Below are 23,683 nucleotides of genomic sequence, written 5' to 3'. Positions count from 1 at the left end.
GGATGATGGACGCTGGTCGGCTGCTCGCCCGCGCCACCGTGGCCCCCGCCCTGCTCGTCGTGGCGTGGCTGGCCGTCGCGCTGCCGCTGCTGCTGGCGGGCGTGTTCCGCCCGGCCCTCACGATCGCGCTGTTCGTGCCGGTCGCGGCGGTGGTGCTGTGGCTCGGCCTGCGGTCCCGGCCACGCGATGTGCCGCCCGCGGCGCAGTGGTGGGCGACCGGGAGCGTCCTCGCGATCACCGCCGCGTTCCTGGTGCTCCAGGTGGTCATGTGCTCGGAGCAGATCGTCGTCCGCCGCGACCCGGCGTCGTATGTCCAGTTCGCGAGCTGGCTCGCCGAGCACGGGTCGCTGCCCATCCCGCGCATGACGGACGCGTTCGGGGGGCCCGACGCGATCCTCCGGTTCGAGAGCCCCGCCTTCTACGCCGACGGCGGCGCGATCGTCCCGCAGTTCATGGCGGGTATGCCGCTGGTCCTCGCGCTCGGCGGCTGGATCGGCGGCACCCACGGGATCCTGCTGATGGCGCCGCTGCTCGGCGCGTGCTGCGTGCTCGCGTTCGCCGGGCTCGTCGCGCGGCTGGTCGGCCCGCGCTGGGCGCCCGCCGGGGCGCTGCTGCTCGCGCTGACGCTGCCGATGCTCTACGTCTCGCGCAGCACGTTCAGCGAGCTGCCCGCGATCGTCCTGCTGCTGGGCGGGCTGTCGCTGATGCACGACGCGCGCCGCGAGGACGGGCGGCGGGCCGGTCTGAAGGCGCTCCTGGCGGGCCTCGCGCTCGGGCTGATCGTGCTCGTCCGCATCGACGGGCTGCGCGACGTCCTGCCGGTGCTCGCGTTCGCGGGCCTGCTCATCGGGCTGCGGCGCGGCGCCGGGTACTGGGCGGCCGGCGGGCTGCTGCTCGGGGCGGGCGCCGGGCTGGTCGAGGGCTTCACGCTGTCCCGGCCCTACCTGCGGTATCTCGACGCGTCGCTGAAGCCGCTGCTGGCGATCAGCGCGGCCGTCCTCGTCGCCACCGTCGCCATGGCCGTCCTGCTGCGCGCGGACCGGCCGGGGACGCGGCTGCGCGCGCTCGGTTCGGCGGTCGCGCGCGGCCCGCTGCCCGGCGCCGCCGCCGGACTGACCGTGGTGGTGATGGTCGGCTTCGCGATCCGGCCGCTGGTGCAGACCGTCCGGCGGGTGCCGGCGACGCAGGACGACGAGCTGAACGTCCGGTTCATCGAGATGGTGCAGCGGATCCAGCACCTGCCGGTGGACGGCACCCGGCAGTACTCGGAGCTGTCCCTGTACTGGGTCGCCTGGTACATCGGCGTCCCCGCGCTGCTGTTCGCGACGCTGGGCGCGGCGCTGGTGGCGCGGCGGCTGCTGCGCGGGCAGTCCCCGGAGTGGCTGCTTCCCTACGCGATGATCGTGTGGACGACGACGCAGGTGCTGGTCCGGCCGGGGATCACGCCGGACCATCCGTGGGCGTCCCGGCGCCTGATCGGCCTCGTCATCCCCGGCCTGCTCCTGTTCACCGTGTTCGCGTCGGCGTGGACGGTGCGGCGCGTCCGCCGGCTCGGATACGGGCCGAAGCTGGTGAACCGGGGCGCGGTCGTCGGCGTCCTGCTGATGCTGGTCCCGATCGTGCTGACGTCCGGCGGGTTCCTCGTGACCCGGACGGAGCAGCACGAGGTGGGCGCGGTGCGGGGCCTGTGCGACGCGCTGCCGGAGCGGAGTTCGGTCGTGGTCGTCGAGCAGTCGACGGCCGACCGGTTCCTGCAGGTGGTGCGGGGGATGTGCGGGGTCCCGGCGGCGCGGGTGAGCGGCGGGGCCACGCCCGGTGATCTGGACCGCGTCGTCGCCGGCGTGCGGCGGGCCGGGCACCGGCCGGTGATCATGGCGGCGAAGCGGCAGCAGGTCGCGCCGTACGGGACGCCGGAACACGTCCTGCACGTGCGGACGCGGCAGGACGGCCGCACCCTCACCAAGCCGCCCGGCGGGTCGTGGGGGCTGACCATGGACGTCTGGATCGCCGCGCCGTCCGCGCCCTGACCGGCGGGTCCGGGGCGCGCCCCGACCGGCGGCCCGGGGGCCGGAGGGCGGCCCCGCATGGCCGACCAGGCTGCTGAGGGCGGCGCGGGCGAGTATCCTCGCGCTGCGTGAGCACCCAGTCTGCCGAGCCGACGTCCGAGACCGCGCCCGCCGAGCCCGCCGCGCCCGTCGAGTCCGCCGCGCCGGTCGAGCCCGCCGAATCCGCCGCGCCCGCCGAGCCGGTCGAGCCGGTCGAGTCCGCCGAGGCGCCGCCCGCGCCCGCGGCGGCGCCCCAGCCCGCGGCGCCGGACGGCGGGCCTGTCCACGTCACGATCGTCCTGCCCTGCTATAACGAGCAGGACCACGTGATCGACGAGGTCGAGCGCATCTGCAAGGCGATGGACAACAGCGGCAAGACCTACGAACTGCTGGCCGTCGACGACTGCTCCACCGACGGCACGCTCGCCCGGCTGCGCGAGGCGGAGCCGCGCTTCCCGCACATGCGGATCATGGCGTTCCAGAACAACAGCGGCTCGGGCACCGTCCGGCGCATCGGCTCCCAGCAGGCCCGCGGCGAGATCGTCGTGTGGACCGACGCCGACATGACCTACCCGAACGAGCGGATCCCCGACCTCGTCGACGTCCTGGACACCGACCCGGCCGTCGACCAGGTCGTCGGGGCGCGCACCACCGAGGAGGGGACGCACAAGATGCTGCGGGTCCCCGCCAAGTGGTTCATCCGCAAGGTCGCCGAGCGGCTCACCAACACCCGGATCCCGGACCTGAACTCGGGGCTGCGCGCGTTCCGCCGCGAGGTGTCGCTGCCGTACCTGCGGCTGCTGCCGCCCGGGTTCTCCTGCGTCACCACGATCACGATCGCGTTCCTGTCGAACCAGCACCCGGTCCGGTACATGCCGATCGACTACGCCAAGCGGGCCGGCAAGTCGAAGTTCCACTTCACCAAGGACGCCTACCGCTACATCCTGCAGGTGCTGCGGATGGTCATGTACTTCAACCCGCTCAAGGTGCTGATGCCACCCGCGCTGTGGCTGATCGTGATCGGGCTGCTCAAGGGCGTGTTCGACATGGTCGTGCACTTCGGCTACTTCGCCAACAACACCATCATGATCTTCGTGACCGGGTTGATCATCGCGTCGCTGGCGCTGCTGGCCGACCTGATCGTCCGATCGCGCGGCGACGTCTAGCGGTGGCGGACGATCCAGCGGCGGCGGACGGTCCAGCGGTGGCGGGCGGTCCAGCGGCGGCGGACGGCGGCATGCGCATCGCGATCGTCGGGCCCGCGTTCCCGTACAAGGGCGGCGGCGCCCGGCACACGACCGAGCTGGCGCACCGGCTGGCCGCCGCCGGGCACGAGGTCGCCATCGAGTCGTGGCGCGCCCAGTACCCGGGGTTCCTGTACCCGGGGCAGCAGACGATCGCCGAGCCGGAGGGCGAGCCGTTCCCCGGCACCCGGCACCGGCTCGACTGGCGGCGCCCCGACGGCTGGTACCGCACCGGCCGCGCGCTGCGCTCCCGCGACCTGGTGGTGCTGGTGGTGCTGAGCACCGTCCAGGTGCCGTCCTACCTGGGGATCCTGGCGGGCATCGGCGGTCGGACGCGGGTGGTGGCGCTGTGCCACAACGTCCTGCCGCACGAGCGCAAGCCCTACGACGAGCCGCTGATGAAGCGGCTGCTGCGGAAGGTGGACGGGGTCCTCGTCCACACCGACGCGCAGGCCGAGGTGGCGCGCGGCCTCACGTCCCGTCCGGTGCGGGTCGCGGAGATGGCCGCGCACCTGCCCGCGTCGGGAGCCGTCGCGTCGGGGGACGAGAAGGTGCGGCGGCGGCTGCTGTTCTTCGGGATCGTCCGCCCGTACAAGGGGCTGGACGTCCTGCTGCGCGCCCTCGCCGAAGGCCCGGACGACGTGGCGCTGACCGTCGCGGGCGAGTTCTGGGGCGGCCTGGACGAGACCCGCGAGCTGATCCGCTCGCTCGACCTGACGTCACGAGTGGAGTTGCGCCCCGGGTACGTTCCGGCCGCCGACGTGCCGGGCCTGTTCGCCGCCGCCGACGCGCTCGTCCTGCCGTACCGGACGGCGACCGCGTCGCAGAACGTCTGGATGGCCTACGAGCACGGCCTGCCGGTGATCGCCACCGACGTGGGCGGCTTCGCGGACCAGATCCGCGACGGCGTCGACGGGCTCGTCTGCCCGCCGGACGACGCCGCGTCCCTGGCGTCCGCGCTGCGCCGCTTCTACGCGCCGGGGGAGCCGGAGCGCCTCCGCGCCGGCGTCCGCCCGGTCGACCACGGCCCGCTGTGGGCCGCCTACCTCGACGCGCTCACAGGTGCGGTCCGCTGATCAAAGGTGCGGTTCGATGTCCTTGAGCAGGGCGCGCTTCGGCTTGGCGCCGACGATCTGCTGGACGGCTTCGCCGCCCTTGAAGAGCACCAGGGTCGGCAGCCCCATCACGCCGAACTCGTTCGGCGTCTTCGGGTTCGCGTCGTAGTCCATCTTCGCGATCTTGAGCTTGCCGTCCTTCTCCTGCGCGATCTGCTCCAGGATCGGGGCGATCATGCGGCACGGCCCGCACCAGTCGGCCCAGAAGTCGACCAGCACCGGGGTATCGCTCTTGAGGACCTCGTCCGCGAATGTCGCGTCGGTCACGGTGATCGGGGCCGTCACGGTCCCTCCTTCGTAGGCTGTGTACCCGTCACAAGTTCCTTCGACGGGGGTTCATTCCCGGCCGGCGGAACGGTACGCCCCAGCAGGAACGCGACCCCCGCGTTGATCAGGTCGGCGAGGGTCAGCAGCACCCGGGACGCGATCGCGACGACGACCGGCGCGCCCGCCGGCAGCACCGGCGTCAGCACCACCGTCAGCGCGGCCTCCCGCGCCCCGATGCCGCCCGGCGCGATGAACACGAGGAACCCGGCGACGAACGCCAGCGCGTAGGCGCCGGTCGCGACGAACGGCAGGCCCGCGCCGTCCCCGCCGACGGCCATGCACAGCAGCCAGGTGTGCACGCCGAACAGGATCCAGCCGAGGACCGTCCAGCCGATGGCGCGCAGCGTGACGCCGAGGCTCACCGGGTGCTCCAGCGGCGGGCGGCGGATCAGCCGCAGCATCGTGCCGAGCGCCCACGTCACGATCCTCGGGTGCAGCATGGCCAGCAGCACGGGGGCCAGCAGGAACAGCCACCAGTACTCGTCCCGCGCGGTCTTCGACGTCAGCGGCAGCGTCACCGCCGCGACCGCGAGCCCGCACGCCGTGGACGTCGCCACCGCCAGCAGCGTCGACCCGAAGCTGCGCTCCGGCGGCACCTCGTGCTCGCGGGTCATCTCGATCTGCGTGACGAGCGCCCACACTTTGCCGGGCACGTACTTGCCCAGCTGTGAGATCCCGGAGATCCGGAAGATGGCCCGCACGGGGAGCGGCGACCCGAGCCCGGCGAGGAACTCGCGCCAGCCGAGCATCCAGATGAAGAGGCCCGCCAGCCCGGCGGCCAGCGCCCCGGCGAGCGCCGCCCAGGACATCTGCTCGAACGCCCGCACCGTCTCGTCCCAGTTGGAGACGACGCTGTAGGCGCAGAACGCGAGTGCGAGCAGCACCAGGAACACCCGCAGCGCCCGCACGGCGACGACCTTCATCTTCACCCGCCCAGCGTAGGCGAACGCGACCTCCCACCCGGCCGGGCGGCCTAGAGTTGGGGGACGATGAAGATTTCGGATGTGGTCGCCTTCATGGGGCACCAGGTGCACGTGTGCCGGTACCGCGAGGCGGGGACGCTGCTCGACTGGATGGGCCGTGACCTGCGCGGCAGGCGGGTCCTCGACGTCGCCGGCGGCGACGGCTACTGGGCGGGGCGGGCGCGCAGGCGCGGCGCCGACGCCGTGTCGATCGACCTCGCCCGCGGCAAGATGGTCTACGGGCGGACGCTCGCGAACGCCCCCGCGCTGGTCGAGTGCGACGCGCTTCGCCTGCCGTTCGCGGACGGGTCGTTCGACGCGGTCCTGTCCGTCTGCGCGATCGAGCACTTCGACGACGGCGGCAGGTCGCTGGACGAGATGGCGCGAGTGCTGAAGCCCGGCGGTGAGATCTACATGTCCGCCGACGTGCTGAGCCGCGCCGACACATGGCCGAAGCTCCGCGACGCGCACAAGGCCAAGTACCACGTCCAGCACACCTACACGCACGACAGCCTCAGCAAGCTGATGGACGAGCGCGGCCTCGACCTGGTCAAGCACAGCTACCAGTTCCGGACGGCCGCCACCGAGCGCCTCTACCTGTCCCTTTCCACCTACGGCGGCAAGGTCGGCTTCAACGCGGCGGCCCCGCTCACCCCGCTGGTCGCCCTCGCCGACCGCAAGGCCCCGAACGAGCGCGGCAGCATCGTGCTCGTCCAGGCGCGTAAGAGGGAGTGATCGGGTAGGGGCCCATCGTGAATCGCGTGGAACGAGGTCACGCGAGCGTGCGCCCTACGGGCGTAGGCTCGTAGGTAAAGGGTGATCTACGCGACCGCGCTGGATGGGGGAATGGACCGTGGCGCCTCGAATTCTCCTCGACGCCACCGCCGTGCCCGCCGACCGCGGCGGGCTCGGCCGGTACGTGGACGGGCTGCTGGCAGCCCTGCACTCGCAGGGCGCGGACCTCGCCGTCGCCTGCCAGCGGGCGGACGAGAAACGCTACGAGACCCTCGTCCCCGGGGCGCGGGTCGTCGCCGGCCCGGCGACGCTGGCGCACCGCGCCACCCGCCTCGCCTGGGAGCAGTCCGGCCTGCCGCACCTGGCCGAACGCGTCGGCGCGGACGTCGTCCACCTGCCCGCCTACACGATGCCGGTGGGCGTCGCGCTGCCCACCGTGGTGACGATCCACGACGTGACGCTGTTCACCGAGCCCGAACTGCACGACCCGATCCGGACGTCCTACATCAAGTCGGCGACCCGCAGCGCCTCGCGCCGCGCGACCCGGCTGATCGTCCCGTCGCGCGCGACCCGCGACGAACTGGTCGGCGTGCTCGGCGCCGACCCGGCGCACATCGACGTCGCCCACCACGGCGTCGACCACAAGGTCTTCCACCGCCCGTCCGAGGCGGAGATCAAGCAGGTCTCCGACCGGCTCGGCCTGCACGGCCGCCCCTACATCGCCTACCTGGGGGCGTTGGAACCGCGCAAGAACGTCCCGAACCTGATCCGCGGCTGGGTCGAGGCGTGCGCCGGCCGCCCCGACGCGCCGGCCCTCGTCCTCGCGGGCAGCGGCGGCTGGGACGACGAGGTCGACGCGGCCCTCGCGACCGTCCCCCTGGACCTGCGCGTACTGCGCCCCGGCTACCTGCCGTGGCCGTCCCTGCCGGGCTTCTTCGGCGGCGCCCTGGTCTTCGCGGTCCCGAGCCGGGGCGAGGGGTTCGGCCTGCCCGTCCTGGAGGCCATGGCGTGCGGCGCGCCCGTCCTGACGACCCGCCGCGGCTCCCTCCCCGAGGTCGGCGGCGACGCCGTCGCCTACACCGAACCCGACCCGTCCGGCATAGCCGCCGCCCTGTCCGCCCTGATCGACGACCCGTCCCGCCGCACCGACCTGGCCGAGGCCGCCCACACCCGCTCGCAGGAGTTCTCCTGGTCAGCGTCCGCCACGGCGCACATGGCCTCCTACCAGCGCGCAGTCGACCAATACGCCGCATCCCGCACCCACTAGGCTCTCTCCTCAACCGCGCACGTGGAGAAAGGAAGCCAGTGGAAGCGATCCTCCTGGTGGGAGGCCAGGGCACCCGCCTGCGCCCTCTGACGATCTCCACCCCGAAACCCCTGCTGCCCACCGCGGGCGTGGCGTTCCTCGCCCACCAGCTGGCCCGTGCGCACGCCTCGGGCGTCGAACGCATCGTGTTCGCCACGTCCTACCGCGCCGAGATGTTCGAGGCGGCCTTCGGCTCCCACGCCTACGGTGTCGACCTCGCCTACGTCAGCGAGAAGGAGCCGCTCGGCACCGGCGGCGCCATCCGCAACGCGGCCCGCGCCCTGACCTGCGGCCCGGACGACCCGGTCCTGATCCTGAACGGCGACATCCTGTCGGGCCACGACGTCCGGACCCAGGTGAAACTGCACGAGCAGTCGAACGCCGCCGTCACCCTGCACCTGACCGAGGTGGACGACCCGTCCCGCTTCGGCTGCGTCCCCACCTCACCGGACGGCCGCGTCACCGCCTTCCTGGAGAAGACCCCGCACCCGGTCACGAACCAGATCAACGCGGGCTGCTACGTCTTCCGCCGCTCCGCCATCGACACGATCCCCGAAGAGGAGGTGGTGTCGGTCGAACGCGAGACGTTCCCGTCGTTGATCGCCTCGGGCGCCTGCCTCATGGGCCACGTCGAGTCGGCCTACTGGCTGGACGTGGGAACCCCGGAAGCCTTCGTCCAAGGTTCCCGAGACCTGGTCCTGGGCGCCCTGACGTCCCCCGCCATGCCCGGCGACCCGGGCGAGCGCCTGGCCCTCGCGGGCTCCCAGGTCGCGGCGGGCGCGGTGGTGCGCGGCGGCACCACGGTCGGCCGCAACGCCGTGGTCGAGGCGGGCGCCACCGTCGTCGGCAGCGTCCTGCTGGAGGACGCCTTCGTCGCCGAAGGCGCCACGGTCTGCGACTCGGTCCTGAGCCGAGGCGCCCGAGTGGGCCCCGGCGCCGTCCTGGACGGAGTGGTCCTGGGCGACGGCGCCGTGGTGGGCCCCGGCAACGAACTACGCCCCGGCCTGCGAATCTGGCCGGGCATCGAACTCCCCCCGACCGCGATCCGCTTCTCCACCGACACCTGACAGCATCCTTCCCGAGTCAGGTGACCGCTTCGGACACGATGCGCTCCACGGCGGCGGGCACAGGTGCTCCCGAGGTCGCCACCGCGCGGACGTTCGCGGCCGTCCCCGCCTTTCCGAGCACGACGAAGTGCGCCTTGGTGAAGCTGCGGGCGTTGGCGGTGACGGTGTCGACGGCCAGGTCCCCGGCCGCGATGATGACCCCGCAGTCCCGCTGCACGAGGCTCGCCAGGTAGGGCCGCGCGTTCGCGACCGTCGCCGGGTCCGGCACGGCGAGGTACTGGATCTTGGCGTGGGTCTTCAGCGAGGCCCGCCGCATCCCCTCCCAGACGGGCGCGGCCTCCTTGCCGGCGATGCCGTGGGAGTCGGTCAGCAGGCACGCCTTGAACGCCAGGTACTGCCGGGCACGCGGCTCGTCCGACGGTGCCGGCAGGGCCAGCCAGACACATGCCGCGACCACCGCGGCGAGCACCGCGACGAGGGCGGCCCGCCACTTCGGCGCAAGGCGTTTCCACCGGTCGAGCCCGGCCGCCGCCCCCCGGAGCGCTGCCTCGACCATCCGCGGGCGTGCCGCGTCGGTTCCGCGTCTCCGCTGGTCAGGGGGACGTGTAGGGGATGCCGGCATGGGTGCCTCGTCTCTTCCGGAGGGTCGGCCGGCCTCGGCGCGAGCCCTGCGACCCTTTCCGGATGATCGTTCTCCCCCCGCCGACGATCACGAAAACACCGCTTACCGGATCCGGCCAACGGCTCGGCCGGAGTCTTGCACAGTGCAATCAACGGGGTTACTTTCCGGTGGTTTGGAAGTTATGGGAGAAAAGTTCACATTGAGCTGGTTTGTCATGTTGTGACGCCCGGCTCCAGGAGAGGCCGGGTGGGCGGTGCCGAACGCACAGGTTCTGGGCATCGTGATCGTGGTGTTCGCGCTCGGCCTCGTCGCCGCCGCCGGCACCTACGCGGGCGGTGCGCTCTACCGCCTCACGCTGTGGTTCCGGCGCCCCCGCGCCGCCCGGCGACCGCGCTACGGGCCGGGAATGGTGCGCGGCCTGCGCCGGAGCGCGACGGCCAGGCGGACCGCGATCCTGCTGTGCGTCGCCCTGGCGCTCATGGCCACCGAGCAGCCCGCCATCGCGGCCGAGGGCATGCCAGAGGTGTCGTTCGCCGGCGTCACCGGGATGTTCGGGTGGCTGACCGGCAAACCCGCCCCGCACTTCGGGCGGCTGCCGCAGCAGAAGTCCGGGACGGCGGCCGGGCACTCGCACTCCGCGACGGCCGGCGCGACCCGGGCCGGCCAGGGCACGGGGCGCAAGCCCGGCCACGGGAAGGGCGAGCTGCCCGCCTACAAGACCGGTGGACGGAAGGTCCCACAGGGGCGCAGCGGCCAGGGCAAGGTCGGTTTCGCCGCGAGCACCAGCCGCCGGGACGCGGAGAAGTCCACGGCGACGACCGACTACTACCGCAACGCCGACGGCTCGCACACGCGCAAGTTCGCGCAGAACCCGATCAACTACCGGGACGGGAGCGGCGACTGGCAGCCGATCGACACCACCGTCCGGCAGGGCGGCGACCGGCGCTGGCATGAGCGGGCCAACGCGCTCGGGGTGAGCTTCGCGCCCAAGGCGTCCGACGCGCGGCTCGCCCAGGTGGAGGGCGACGACGGGCAGCGGCTGGCCTACGCGCTGCAGGGCGCGGCGCCCGTCGCCCCGACCGTGTCGGGCTCGGTGGTCACCTATCCGCAGGTGCTCCCGTCCACCGACCTGTCGGTGTGGCCGACCGCGACCGGCATGAAGGAGTCGATCGTCCTGCACTCGGCGGACGCGGAGAACTTCTGGGTGTTCCCGCTGAAGCTGACGGGCCTCAAAGCCCGGAAGGCCGCCGACGGGTCGATCGAGCTGGTGGACGGCTCCGGCAAGGCCGCCGGCCGCATCCCCGCCGGGTACGCCTACGACTCCAAGATCGGCAAGCGGTCGGGGGAGGGGTCGAGTACGCATGCGGTGACCTACGGCCTCACGGAGGCCGACGGGGAGCCCGCGCTGACGGTCACGCTCGACGGGAAGTGGCTGCACGCGCCCGAGCGCGTGTTCCCCGTGACCGTCGACCCGTCGTACAACAACCTGCGAAGCTGGTCGACCACCTACGCCGAATCGGGGATTGACCCCGGTGACCACTCGACGGAGCAGACCATCAAGGTCGGCTCGTGGGACGCCGGCCCGCACAGCGCGAACTCCTTCCTGAAATTCCCCCGCGCTGGCATCGACGGCTCCCAGGTCCCCATCTCTGCGGCGCAGCTCAAACTCTTCGACACCTGGGCGTCCACCTGCACGGCCGAACGGTTCGACGTCGCCGCCGTCGCCGAGGACTGGACGCCGTCCACGGTCGTCTCCTACCCGGGGCCGTCGCACGGCGGCTCGATCGGGTACGCCACCCCGAACGTTCCACACGCCTGCGCGAACACCGGCGCCGACCGGACCGTGGGCGACGAGGTCACGGTCAACCTCTCGACCGCGACGTTCAACAACTGGGCCAACGGCGGAGACGACTACGGGCTCGCCCTGTACGCCGCCACTTCCGACAGCCTGCACTGGAAGCAGTTCAACACCGCCTTCGCCCCGCTCGGCACCACCCCGACCCTGTTCCTCACCTACAGCGGCGCGTTGCTCCCGCAGGTGTATGGGCAGTTCCCACCGAGCGGCCACCATGCCGACACTCTGACGCCGCAGTTGACCGCCTGGGGCGGCCGTGACCCGAACCTGGCCGTCACACCGAAGTTCCAGTTCCGTGTCCTGGACGCCGACGGGAAAACGGTCGCGGACTCCGGGCTGGTGACCCCGCCCGAGCCGTCCTGGACGGCTACCTGGAAGGTGCCCGCCGGCAAGCTGAAATGGGGTCATACCTACTACTGGGGTGCGGTCGCGTTCGACGGCACGAACTATTCGGCGGCACCCACCCTGCACCAGTTGGTCGTCAGCGTGCCGCAGCCGACGATCACGTCGAGCCTGGCGCAGAACTCCGAGCACGACTTCGATCCCGCGATCGGGAACTACACCTCCACAGCGACGGATGCGGACATCGCCACGGTTGGCCCGAGCTTGTCGGTCGTCCGCGACTACAACTCGCGCGACCCGCGCGCAGCAGGCGGATTCGGGGCCGGCTGGGCGAGCATCTTCGACGCCAGGGCCACCGAGTGGTACACGCCGTCCGGCGCCGTCCGCAGCGTCGCGGTCACCTACCCGAACGGGGCCACCGTCGGATTCGGGAAGAACTCCGACGGCTCGTTCAGCCCGCCGTCCGGGCGGTTCGCGACGTTCACCGTCATCAGCGGCGGCTACCGGCTGACCGACAAGAACGACACCGTCTACACCTTCGGGCAGTCGCTCGGCTCCGGTGCCTACGGCATCACCTCGGTCGCCGACGCCTCGGACCGGACGGTGGACTTCACCTGGGTGTCCGGACACATCACCGCGATGACGTCGCAGGCATCCGGGCGGTCGCTGCATCTGACCTGGTCCACGCCGCAGGACGCCACGAGCCCGCATGTGGCGACGGTCGTCACCGACCCGTCCGATCCGGGTGACACGTCGACCGCGCTGACGTGGACGTACTCCTACACCGGAGACCGGCTCACCTCGGTGTGCTCACCGGAGGACACCACCCCGGACTGCACCCGGTACGGCTACCAGAGCGCGTCGCCCCACCACGAGCAGGTGCTCGACGAGGGCGCGTCGTCGTTCTGGCCGCTGACGGAGACCTCCGGGACGACGGCGGCGAGCGCCGTCCTGATCCACGAGGGCACCGACAACGGCACCTATGCCGACGTGACGCTCGGTCAGCCGGGCCCGCTCAATCCCGGAACCGCGACCGCCGCCGGATTCAACGGGACGTCGTCCAAGGTGAGCCTGCCCGACCTCAACATGGGCGTGTCCACTACCGAGTCCGTGTCGATGTGGTTCAAGACTTCGCAGGGACCGGGCGTGCTGCTCTCCTACTCCGACGAGGAGATCAAGGCCAGCAACGTCGAGGGCAACTTCACGCCCGCCGTGTACATCGGGACGGACGGCAAGCTGAAGGCCACCTTCTGGTGGGACGGGCAGAGCCCGCACCCGATCAGTACCCCCGGATCTGTCGCCGACGGTGCCTGGCACCATGTCGTGCTGTCGGGCTCATCGACCGAGCAGACGCTGTGGCTGGATGGTGCCAAGGTCGGCACCGGGCCGGGGGCATCGTCCTACGACTTCAATTTCGAACCGTCCTCGCTGAGGCACCACTACCTTGGCACCGGCTACCTCGGCGGGACATGGCCCGACCAGCCGCACTACAGCACATCGACCTACACCGTCTACGGAACCTACTTCAACGGTTCGATGGCCGACGTGGCGCTGTTCGGCAAGCCCCTCGTCCAGGCCGATGTCACCGCGCTCTACAACAGCGGGAAGCGGCCGACGAGCCTGCTCACCTCGGTCACCAAGCCGTCCGGCGACGCCTACGCCACGGTGTCCTACGACCCGCTGACCTCGACCGTCACCCACGTTACCGATGAGAACGGCGGCTCGTGGAACCTGCCCGCCCCGACCGTCACCGGCACCTCGAACGTGTACCGGGCGGCGGCACTCGGCTCGCAGCCCGCGACCTACTACCGGTTCGGTGAGGCGGCGGGCGCTGCCCAGGCCGTGGGGGAGACCAACTCCGCGACGGCGGAGTACTCGAACGTCGCGCTGGGCGCGGACGGACCGTTCGACGACGCCACGGCGGCCACCTTTAACGGCACGTCATCGCTCGTGCGGTTGCCGATCGACGACCAGGTGCAGACCTCGCCGGGCTCGATCGAGATGTGGTTCAAGGTTCCGGCCGGTAATACGGCGGGCGGCGTTCTGTTCGACGAGGAGTCCGAACCGGTCGGCCCGGTCGCGGGCAACTACGTCCCCGCGCTGTACGTCGGCACCGACGGCAAGATGCACGGCAAGTTCTGGGACACCGACGGAACGACCAAGGTCCTCGCCTCTGGGCGCAAGGTCAACGACGGCGTCTGGCACCACGTCGCCCTCGCGGCCGGGGCGAACGCGCAGACCCTGTACCTGGACGGCGTCGCGCAGGGCTCGCTGAGCGCGGCACTGGCCACGACCGGGGTCAACTACGTCTACATCGGCGCGGGCATCTCCGGCGGCAACTGGCCGTCCCATCCCACCGACACGACCGGATACTTCACCGGATCCATCGCCGAGTTCGCGTTCTACCACGCGCAGTTGTCCGGCGAGGACGTCGTCCGGCACTACACGTCGGGCCGCAACTCCCGTGGCCTTGCCCCGACCACGACCGTCAACCTCACCGACCCCGGCGGCAAGACGCTCGTCCGCCAGTACGACCCGGGCCACGGGAACCGCCCCATCTCCGAGACCGACGGCCTCGGCCACCGGACGACCTTCGGCTACGACTCCGGCGGCTACCTGCACACCGTCACCGACCCCAACGGGAACGTGAAGACCACCGGGCACGACGTGCGCGGCAACACCGTCTCCGAGACCACCTGCCAGGACCAGGCCGCGCAGAAGTGCTCCACGACGTACACGACGTACCTGCCCGACGACACGAGCACGCAGCTCAGTCCCGACCCCAAGAACGACCTGGTCGCCACCGTGCGGGACGGGCGGTCGTCGGGGCCGTCCGACGACACGTACAAGACGTCCTATACCTACGACGACGACGGTAACCGCACCGCAGTGACGACACCTCCGGTCGCCGGGTTCCCGAACGGCCGTACAACCAAGATCTCCTACACCGACGGCACCACGGTCGCCGCCGCCGACTCCGGGTTCGCGCCCACCGGGCTGCCGTACAAGACGGTGTCGCCCGGCGGAGCCGCCAACACGATCAGCTACTTCCACACCGGCGACGTCGCCTCGGTCACCGATGCCGGCGGCAAGATCACAAGGTTCACCTACGACGGCCTCGGCCGGATGCTGACCAGCACCGAGGTGTCCGACACCTATCCCGCCGGCCTGACGACGTCCTACGCCTACAACACGATGGGCCAGGTCGTCACCGAGACCGCCCCGCCCGTCACGAACCGGGTGACCGGCGCTGTCCACACGGCCCAGACGACCAGGGTCTACAACGCCAACGGCGACGTCACGTCGGAGACCGTCGCCGACACCACCGGTGGTGACGCCTCACGCACCACCCTCACCGGCTACAACGCGCACGGCCAGATCATCTCTCGCACCGACCCGCTCGGCAGAGCCACCGAGTACACCTACGACGCCTACGGCAACAAGGCGACGGAGAAGAGCCCCGGCGGCATCACCGTCGCCTACACCTTCAACCCCTCCGGGCAGGAGCTGACCCAGACCCTCAAGAACTACACCGGCGACCCGAACGCCCCGCAGGCCGCCGGAGACTTGGTGGAGTCCTCCCGTTCCTACGACCCGGCCGGACGGCTCGCCGCGCTGACCGACTCGATGGGCAACACCTCGTCCTACACCTACACCGACAACGGCCTGGTCACGGCGATCACGCGCACCGACGCGGACGGCAACTCGCCCTTCGTCGAGCGGTCCACCACCTACGACGCAGCGGGCAACCCGATCCAGCAGGTGACCAACAACGGGGCGACGGTCACCACCGCGACCCTGGACGCCGCCGACCGTCCCACCAAGACCGTCGTCGACCCGGACAAGGAACGCCGCACCACCACGACCTCCTACACCCCGGACGACCAGGTCGCGCAGCGCGTCCAGACCGACCTCGACGGCTGGTGGTACTCGACGTCCTTCACCTACGACCCGATGGGACGGATGACCAGCCGCGTCCTCGGCGGCGACCATCCCGACCATCCGGTCGCCTGGTGGAAGCTCGATCAGACGTCCGGCGAGTCCGTGCCCGACTCCTCCGGCGTCGGCAACGACGCCCACGTCGGCACTGGGGTCACCTGGGCCGACCAGGGCGCGGTGTTCCCGGGCACCGCCGGCCAGGAGATCGCCACCAACGGTCCCGTCCTGGACACTTCGCAGAGCTTCTCGGTGTCCGCCTGGGTGGATCTCGCCGCCACACCGTCGACCGGGTTCCAGACCGTGGCCAGCCAGGACGGGGAACACGCCAGCGGCTTCTTCCTCCAGTACGACGGAGCCGACGGAAAATGGGCGTTCAGCAGGGTTGCGACCGATACTGACGGCGCAGCCGGCATGCGCGCCCTGTCCACGACCAAAACGCCGTCCGCCGGCACTTGGACGCACCTCGTCGGTGTCTTCAACGCCGAAGACGGCTCGATGACCCTCTACGTCGACGGCACCGCGGACGGCACGGCCATCGACTCCACGCCGTTCAACGCGCCGGGCCCGCTGGTCATCGGCCGTGGCCAGTACAACAGCGCCGTGACGGACCTGCTCAACGGGTCGGTCTCCAACGTGCAGGTCTATGACCGCATACTCAGCGCCGACGAGGTGTCCTCGCTGTACGGCAAGGGCCGCGACGGAGGCACCGTCCACTCGTGGCACACCGCGACGACCACCTGGGAGCTCGACCAGCGCGGGCTGCCCACGAAGATGACCGACCCCAAGGTCCGCAACACCCACTACACCTACGACGAGGCGGGCCGTCTCGCGGTCACCAGCCTGCCGACCATCAACACCGAGACCGGCGGCGGCACCCCGGTGGTCGCGCATCCGATCGTGACGACCGGTTACGACACCTTTGGAGAGAAGACCGAGCTCCAGGACCCGGACGGCAACGTCAGCACCATCGCCTATGACGCCGCCAGGCAGCAGGTCAGCACCACCCTGCCCGACTACACGCCGCCGGGCGGGACGAGCCCGATCACCGCGGTCGCCACCCGGGCCTACGACCTCGACGGCAAGGTCACCGACGTCACCGACCCGCTCGGCAAGACCACGCACTTGGCCTACACCCAGCTCGGCGACGTCGCCACGGTCACCGACGCGTCCGGGGGCGTCACCAAGACGGTGTACGACACCAACGGCGACGTGCTGTCGACCACGACGCCGACCGGGGCGCAGACCCAGCAGACCTACGACCACCTGGGACGCACCCTCACCAGCACGGTGCTGGACCGCCTCCCCTCGCCGACCGCCGCCACGACGACGTACTCCTACACCGCCTCCAACGACAACCGGGGCGGGACGTGGCTGTCGGGCGAGACCACACCCGACGGCGCCACGACCTCCTACGGCTACGACCACATGGGGGAACTGGTCAAGGTCACCGACCCTGCCGGGGCCCTCACCCAGTACCGCCGCAACCTGCTCGGCCAGGTGACCAAGGAGATCCGCGACGACGGCACCGCGACCCGCTACACGCTGAACCAGTTCGGCGAGGCCACCACGACCAAGGAGCTCGACACCGACGGGAGCACGCTGGCGGTCGTGTCCGCCGCCTACGACTCGATGGGGCAGCCGGTCTCCACCACGGATGCACGCGGCCACACCACCACCTTCACCCGCGACGGCGTCGGCAACATCACCTCCGAGGTGCAGCCGGTCGACGCCACCCACTCGATCACCACGTCGTTCGGCTACGACGCGGCTGGCAACCGCACTCGCTTCACCGACGGGCGCGGCAACTCGTGGATCTACGGCTACAACACCTGGAACAAGCCGGAATCGGTTCTCGAACCGGCCACCGCCACCTACACCTCCGCCGGTGACCGCACGTCCACCGTCGCCTATGACGCCGCCGGACGTCCCGTCACCAGCACGCTGCCCGGCGGCGTGACCGTCACGACCGGCTACGACGACCTCGGCCGGGTGACCAACCAGTCGGGCACCGGAGCCGACGCGCCCACACCCGACCGGACGTTCACCTACGACCACGACGGCCGCATGCTGACCGCCGCGACCTCGGCGGCCGGGAGCGCCCCGGCCACCAGCGAGACGTTCGCCTACAACGACCGCGGCCTGCTCCTCACCGCGTCCGGTTCCGCAGGCGCCAGTTCGTTCGCCTACAACAACGACGGCCTGCCCACGTCCCGCGCCGACGCGGCCGGGACGACCACCTACTCCTACGACGTCGCCGACCGGCTGTCCACGCTCGCGGACCCGGCGACCGGCACCACCCTCACCTACGGCTACGACGACCTCTCCCAGCTCACCTCGATCGCCTACGGCTCGGGCGGCAACACCCGCGCCTACAGCTATGACCACCGGCACCGCCTCACCGGCGACACGCTGAAGACGTCCGCCGGCGCCGCCATCGCGTCGATCGCCTACGGCTACGACGAGAACGGCAACGAGACGTCCAAGACCACAACTGGATTCGGCGGCACCGTCCAGAACACCTATGCCTACGACTGGGCGAACCGCCTCACGAGCTGGGACAACGGCACCGCCGTCACGCCGTACGAATACGACGACTCCGGCAACCGCACCCGCGTGGGCGCCGACGTCTACACCTACGACGCCCGCGACCAGCTCACCTCCGACGGCACGAACACCTACGCCTACACCGCGCGCGGCACACTCTCCGCGCAGACCACGCCCGCCCAATCGCTCACCGCCACCAGCGACGCGTACGGGCAGCAGGTCACCGTCACCGCCCCCGCAGGCACCCAGACCTACGTCACCGACGCGCTCGGGCGCGTCATCACCGCCGGCTCGACGGCGAGCCCGAACCGCACGTTCGCGTATTCGGGAACGGCCAACACGCTCGCGTCCGACGGCACCAACACCTACACCTGGACTCCGGACGACTCCCTCGTAGGCATCGGCACCCCCGCCGGCGGCAGCGGTGTCCTGGCCTACCTCGACCAGCATGACGACGTCGTCGGCAACTTCACCGCGACCGGCGCCGCCCTCGCCGGCTCCGCCACCTATGACCCGCTCGGCAACGCCACCAACAGCACCACCATGTCCGGGCGGCTCGGCTACCAGTCCGGCTGGACCGACGACACCACCGGCAAGGTCAACATGGCCGCCCGCTGGTACAACCCGGCCGTCGGCCAGTTCCAGAACAAGGACACCGTCGCCCTCAACCCGATCCCCGACCCGGCACAGGCGAACCCGTTCGCCTACGTCGGCGACAACCCGCTGCTCGGCACCGACCCGACCGGTCACTGCTGGAGCGGCTTCGGCCTGGTCTGCAAGGCCGCGAGCGCGATCAACCGCCACGTCATCCAGCCGGTATGGAACGTCATCAAGTGGGGCGCCCACAAGGTGCAGCAAGGGGTCTCGTGGACGGTTCGCCATGCCGCGCACGCCATTACCGAGTCCTTCAAGTCTCTCGGACGCCAGTTGCGGGTCCTGGCCCAGGAGATCAAGGACCTGAAACATGAACTGCACCAGCAGATCGTGCGCGCGAAAGCCGCGGCGAAACGCGCCGCCCAACGAGCACGAAAAGCCGCGGCACGAGCCAAGAAACGCGCGATAGACGCCTACAACAAGGCGTACAACCTCGGGAAGTACTCCGTCAGCAAGCTCCAGAAGGCCGTCCACACCAGCGCCACGTTCGTCAAGCACCATGGCGCCGCCATCGCGTCCATCGCTCTGGCGACGGTGACCTTCATCGGCTGCGAAGCGGTCGTCGGCGTCCCCACCGCCGGCGTGGGCGCCGTCGCGGGCGCCGCCGGCTGCGGAATGCTCGCCGGCATGGTCGGCGGCGCCATCGACCAGGGCGCCAAGTGCATGAAGGGCCAGAAGGGCGCCTGCTCCGCCGGCTCGTTCGGCAAGTCGGTCCTGATCGGCGGCATAGGCGGCGCCATCGGCGGTGCGCTCGGCGGAAGCCTGGGCGGCAAGCTGGCCCAATCCGCCTTGGGCAGGATCCTTCCCCGCGTGGCCACGGACGCCCTGGAGGGCGCCGCCATCGGCGGCCTGTCCGGAGGTGCCACCGGCGCCCTCGACTACGGCCTGTCCTGCCGCGAACGCTCAGGTGGCTGCACCTGGTCCGGCGCCGCAGGCGCCGCAGGCACGGGCGCCGCCTTCGGTGCCATAGGCGGCGCCGCCCTAGGTGCCGCCGGGGGGCGCCTGGCCCGCTCCAAGTGCCACAGCTTCACCGCGGCCACCCCGGTCCTGATGGCCGACGGCTCGTCCAAAGCGATCAGCAAGATCAAGGTCGGTGACAAGGTCGTGGCCTCCGTCCCCGACGGCCGCACCGAAACCCACAAGGTCGAGCGCGTCATCGTCACCCGTACCGACCACGACTTCGTCGACCTGACCATCGCGACGAGCCACCCGGGCCGCGGCCCCCCGGCCACCCTGACGACCACCGCGACCCACCCCTTCTACGACATCACCCAGTCGGCCTTCGTAGACGCGGCCCACATCAAGCCGGGCGACAAACTCCAGCAACCCGACGGCACCACCGCCACCGTCACCAAGGCCCACCGCTACACCGCAACCCAGGTCACCTACGACCTGACCATCAACGGCCTCCACACCTACTATGTAGAAGCCGGCGCCACCCCCCTCCTCGTCCACAACTGCGAGTTCAGCGACCGAGCTACCGAGATCAACGCTGTGCTGGACGACGGCACACCCGCTGGGAGGATACTTGCGAAGAACGGAACAACTGCGGTAACGAGGGCTCAGAAGCCGAACGGTGACTACGTCGATGTCGTCGCCACAAACGGAGGTGGGCTTTCCGAAGGGCAGTTGGCAAGCCTGAGAACCAATGGCAATATTCCGGAGGTCGCCGCAGCGAACGACCCAAGTCTGCATGCGGAGTTGAACGCCCAGCAGTACATCGATGCTCAGGGCTGGAGCAAGGTAGCCGGTGGAACCAACAGGAACACATGTCCATGGTGTGAGAACGGGATTCGCGACGCAGGTGGTCGCCTCACTGGCCCCAGTCTGTGGCGTCAACGTATCCAGTTCATGCTCAACGGCCAACTGCGGACGAGGTATCCGTTCGGGCAGAGGTCGTACGAATATGGATCTGATGGCTGAGTCATGAAACGTTTGAACGAGAGCTTGTCCGATCAGGCCAAACGACAGTTGTCCTATGCTCGTTTAGCCGGGTACGCGACGATCGCTGTCAATTGGCCCGAAGAGGAATCACCGGGCGGTTGGCTGCCGAGAATTGACGGGGCTCTCCGAGTGGTGTTGACCGAGGTGGCCGGTGGCGAGTGGTCGTCAGAGGATACTCGTTTTCTGGCCGAGGTGGAGTCGCGAACGATCGAATACCTCGATGATTTCGATGAAGAGCCGATCGGTATCATGTATTATTCCTACTTCGCCGTTCTGCTCGTTCTGATGGGGCTGCCGGTCCTGGCAGGGGGTGACCCTGGCGCGAAGATAGTCAACTCACTCTGGGAGTACTCAACGAGATTCGCAAGCCACGTCGATTGGGAACTCCTCAAGAGTCGGATCTTGACAGAGGAGCCGGACACCTTCCAGAAACATGAGGAACGGCTCTGGTTGCAGGCCTCTCGTCTTAATGACGATTCGGTTAATGAATTCGATGCGCTCGTCATGGCCTCGCGCAAGTTGGCCGTCGATTCTCTTCAGGTGCTGTCTCTTGCTTTTCGGGATGAGGCCACGGCGGATTATATCGTCGTTTCTGAAGATGCCGGGCAGGCTCCGCCTATAGAAGCGACACAGCAAGAATCTCAAGGGTTGAGAATGATGCATGGTAGCTCGATCTACACGAATCGAATGGACGATGCGTATCGCATATACTTCGAACGGCCGACGTATCTCTACGTTTGGGGATCAGGGGAGGCCCTGGCTGATTTTCTTCAAAAAAACGCGAACGTACGGACTCTTGTCGACTCGCGAAGGCCGGATGGGATGGTCGTCGATGGCGCGTCGTTCATAGTAAATCCCGTCGATTCGACTTCGTCCTGGTGAATGCCATTGGGCGCTCACACCCAGCGAGTCGCAGTTCGTGTCACAAGAGGACGGCAGCCTGCTGGACGGTGTCGCGGTCACGAAGGGCGCCAAGTGCGTGGAGGGCTAGAAGGGCGCCTGCTCGGCGGGCTCGTTCGGCAAGTCGGTCCTGATCGGCGCCATAGGCGGCGCCGCCCTAAGGTCGGTGACAAGGTCGTGGCCTCGGTCCCCGACGGCCACACCGAAACCCACAAGGTCGAGCGCGTCATCGTCACCCGCACCGACCACGACTTCGTCGACCTGACCATCGCGACGAGCCACCCGGGCCGCGGCCCCCCGGCCACCCTCACCACCACCGCGACCCACCCCTTCTACGACATCACGCAGTCGGCCTTCGTAGACGCGGCCCACATCAAGCCGGGCGACGAGCTCCAGCAGCCCGACGGCACCACCGCCACCGTGCAGAAGGTCCACCGCTACACCGCAACACAGGTCACCTACGACCTGACCATCAGCGGCCTCCACACCTACTATGTAGTCGCCGGCACCACCCCCGTCCTCGTCCACAACTGCAACGTCGTGCTCGGGCAGAAGGCGACTGGCACTGATCGATTGGCGCAATCATTGCGCACCGGTGGCCGGAAGGTCGACGATTACGTCTACGCTGAGGACGGCACGTGGCAGAAGCCGGTGATGAGCGCAATTCGGGATCCGCGTGTCAAACTGCACATCAACCTACCTGACAGAGACTTCATCGGCGCAGCACAGCGTGGTCTCAATAATGCCGGCGGGGCTACAGACATGGAGATGGGTTGGGTGGCGCGAGCGGTGACCAACGGCGAGCGGAGTTGGGATTCGATCACCTGGTACAAGTCCAATGGTGATGGCTTCGATGCATTCAGCCTGCCGGAGCCGGACTGGGGTCAAAGCTTCACCAGGAATATGGGCCCAAAGAGGGGACCTGTCACTGCTCCCCCAAGGGGATTCATCAACGATGGTGATCCATACTGCTCTTGTGGTGGCTGATGGAGGACCTCTATGGCCGACGATGCGTTCCGTGTGATCCAAAACCGCTATCCGGAACTCGTGGAGCACGGCGGGCTTGGTGGGGCCTTGCAATGGGTCGCACAAATGCACGGTATCGTCCTGGGATCGCTCGCATCACCCTATAAGGGAGGGGTGGGCGAACTCGTCACCGCAAGCATCGATGGAGTAAGAGGCATCGTCATAGTAAGTGCCGACCTTGATGAACGATACTTTCATGTCTCCATCAGGCGAAAAACTGTGCTGATCGCAACCGGTGAGACCAGCGAACTGCTCAAGGTCGTGAAGTTGGCCGAGGCGTGGGAGAGGGGAGCTTCGCACGCTGACCTGAGATTCGCTTTCCCATTCTTGGAAATCACGGCGCTGGCCCGGGTGTTGGCGAGTCCGGATCCGGTGGCGGCCCAGTGGGAGTGGTTGCGGGAAGCTCCCGAGATGGCTGTGGACCGGGACATGGTGGATCCTGCTTACGAGAACTCGGTGCTTCGTTCATGCTTTCCAGATCTCAGCCATCGAGTCCTCAGCTTGTCGAGTTCCTTCTGCGACCGGCGAGACGAGGTGCGCATCTCATCCCAAGATGATGGCCGAAGTTTTACCGTAGAGCAGGCGGGGTGGGATGGGCGGATGGAATGTACGTCCATTGCTGAAGCCGTTATCGTGGCCGCTGAATTCGTGAGTTCAATGCGCACGAACTGAGCTTCAATCCTGTCGTCAAATTGACGTGCTCTTGTTTTGGCTATTCGAGGACGACGGTAGTCGGGTCGCCTGGAGTATCAGGACCGTTATGTAGTCGCCGGCACCACCCCCGTCCTCGTCCACAACTGCCCGCCGTATCCCAACTGGGAATACGATGATGCGAAGCCCCTCGACATCGCAGACAAGGAGGCTTCTGGATTCAGCCCTCCACCCCTGGTTCCGCGGAGTTCGATCGCCAGATAGCCCAAGACGGCAGAGTGCTTTTCGGAGTGCGGACCGATGGAAGTCTAGTTACGCTCCCGAAGTACTCGGTACCTGGCCACCAAGACTCTATGCCGCTCAGTCATGGTGCTCTCAACGGAATGGTGAGCAAGTAAGAGGACT

13 protein-coding genes are annotated in these 23,683 nt (G+C 69.3%); 10 read left to right on the top strand and 3 right to left on the bottom strand.

Annotation, left to right across the window (positions count from 1 at the left end; genetic code table 11):
* Positions 1 to 2 precede the first annotated feature (2 nt).
* From ABZ806_RS25045 to ABZ806_RS25035, 3 genes are all read left to right on the top strand, one after another.
* Complete coding sequence (locus ABZ806_RS25045) at positions 3 to 2,027, top strand: hypothetical protein (protein ID WP_500219806.1); 2,025 nt, start codon at positions 3 to 5, stop codon at positions 2,025 to 2,027.
* A gap of 311 nt (positions 2,028 to 2,338) precedes the next feature.
* Entirely contained in the window at positions 2,339 to 3,211 is an 873-nt protein-coding gene (locus ABZ806_RS25040; protein WP_500219838.1) for a glycosyltransferase family 2 protein, read from the top strand.
* Between the two features lie 71 nt (positions 3,212 to 3,282).
* On the top strand, positions 3,283 to 4,365 hold the full coding sequence (locus ABZ806_RS25035) for a glycosyltransferase family 4 protein (protein ID WP_500219837.1): 1,083 nt from the start codon (positions 3,283 to 3,285) through the stop codon (positions 4,363 to 4,365).
* On the opposite strand, the gene trxA is transcribed toward ABZ806_RS25035, so the two are convergent.
* The gene (trxA, locus tag ABZ806_RS25030) at positions 4,366 to 4,689 is read right to left on the bottom strand and encodes a thioredoxin (protein ID WP_500219805.1); all 324 of its coding nucleotides are present in this window, start codon (positions 4,687 to 4,689) and stop codon (positions 4,366 to 4,368) included.
* Positions 4,686 to 5,654, bottom strand: coding sequence for a lysylphosphatidylglycerol synthase transmembrane domain-containing protein (locus ABZ806_RS25025; protein WP_500219836.1), 969 nt, complete (start codon positions 5,652 to 5,654; stop codon positions 4,686 to 4,688). The genes trxA and ABZ806_RS25025 overlap by 4 nt, the downstream gene beginning before the upstream one ends.
* 66 nt (positions 5,655 to 5,720) lie before the next feature.
* Here ABZ806_RS25025 and ABZ806_RS25020 point away from each other — a divergent pair, with 66 nt between their 5' ends.
* The 3 genes from ABZ806_RS25020 to manB all read left to right on the top strand — a co-directional run bounded on the left by ABZ806_RS25020 (position 5,721) and on the right by manB (position 8,801).
* Positions 5,721 to 6,428 (top strand): class I SAM-dependent methyltransferase, encoded by a 708-nt coding sequence (locus ABZ806_RS25020; protein WP_500219804.1) that lies wholly within the window; start codon positions 5,721 to 5,723, stop codon positions 6,426 to 6,428.
* A 118-nt stretch (positions 6,429 to 6,546) separates the two neighbouring features.
* Positions 6,547 to 7,695: a glycosyltransferase family 4 protein gene (locus ABZ806_RS25015; RefSeq protein WP_500219803.1), complete on the top strand. Its 1,149-nt coding sequence runs from the start codon at positions 6,547 to 6,549 to the stop codon at positions 7,693 to 7,695.
* Positions 7,696 to 7,733: 38 nt separating this feature from the next.
* Positions 7,734 to 8,801, top strand: a complete 1,068-nt coding sequence (gene manB, locus ABZ806_RS25010; RefSeq protein WP_500219802.1) for a mannose-1-phosphate guanylyltransferase — start codon at positions 7,734 to 7,736, stop codon at positions 8,799 to 8,801.
* 16 nt (positions 8,802 to 8,817) lie between these two features.
* On the opposite strand, the gene ABZ806_RS25005 is transcribed toward manB, so the two are convergent.
* Positions 8,818 to 9,357, bottom strand: coding sequence for a type 1 periplasmic-binding domain-containing protein (locus ABZ806_RS25005; protein ID WP_500219801.1), 540 nt, complete (start codon positions 9,355 to 9,357; stop codon positions 8,818 to 8,820).
* Positions 9,358 to 9,676: 319 nt separating this feature from the next.
* On the opposite strand from ABZ806_RS25005, the gene ABZ806_RS25000 reads away from it, so the two are divergent.
* The 4 genes from ABZ806_RS25000 to ABZ806_RS24985 are packed head-to-tail and all read left to right on the top strand — an operon-like array spanning position 9,677 to position 23,299.
* Entirely contained in the window at positions 9,677 to 20,680 is an 11,004-nt protein-coding gene (locus ABZ806_RS25000) for a LamG-like jellyroll fold domain-containing protein (RefSeq protein WP_500219800.1), read from the top strand.
* 3 nt (positions 20,681 to 20,683) lie between these two features.
* Positions 20,684 to 21,583 (top strand): hypothetical protein, encoded by a 900-nt coding sequence (locus ABZ806_RS24995; RefSeq protein WP_500219799.1) that lies wholly within the window; start codon positions 20,684 to 20,686, stop codon positions 21,581 to 21,583.
* Positions 21,584 to 22,588: a polymorphic toxin-type HINT domain-containing protein gene (locus tag ABZ806_RS24990; protein WP_500219798.1), complete on the top strand. Its 1,005-nt coding sequence runs from the start codon at positions 21,584 to 21,586 to the stop codon at positions 22,586 to 22,588.
* A 12-nt stretch (positions 22,589 to 22,600) separates the two neighbouring features.
* Positions 22,601 to 23,299, top strand: coding sequence for a DUF6193 family natural product biosynthesis protein (locus tag ABZ806_RS24985; RefSeq protein ID WP_500219797.1), 699 nt, complete (start codon positions 22,601 to 22,603; stop codon positions 23,297 to 23,299).
* The last annotated feature ends 384 nt before the right edge of the window (positions 23,300 to 23,683 follow it).

This window comes from Spirillospora sp. NPDC047418 (assembly GCF_040643275.1).
GTDB lineage: Bacteria > Actinomycetota > Actinomycetes > Streptosporangiales > Streptosporangiaceae > Spirillospora.
Note: the sequence above shows the minus strand (reverse complement) of the source record. Positions and strands in the feature narration are given on the sequence as shown.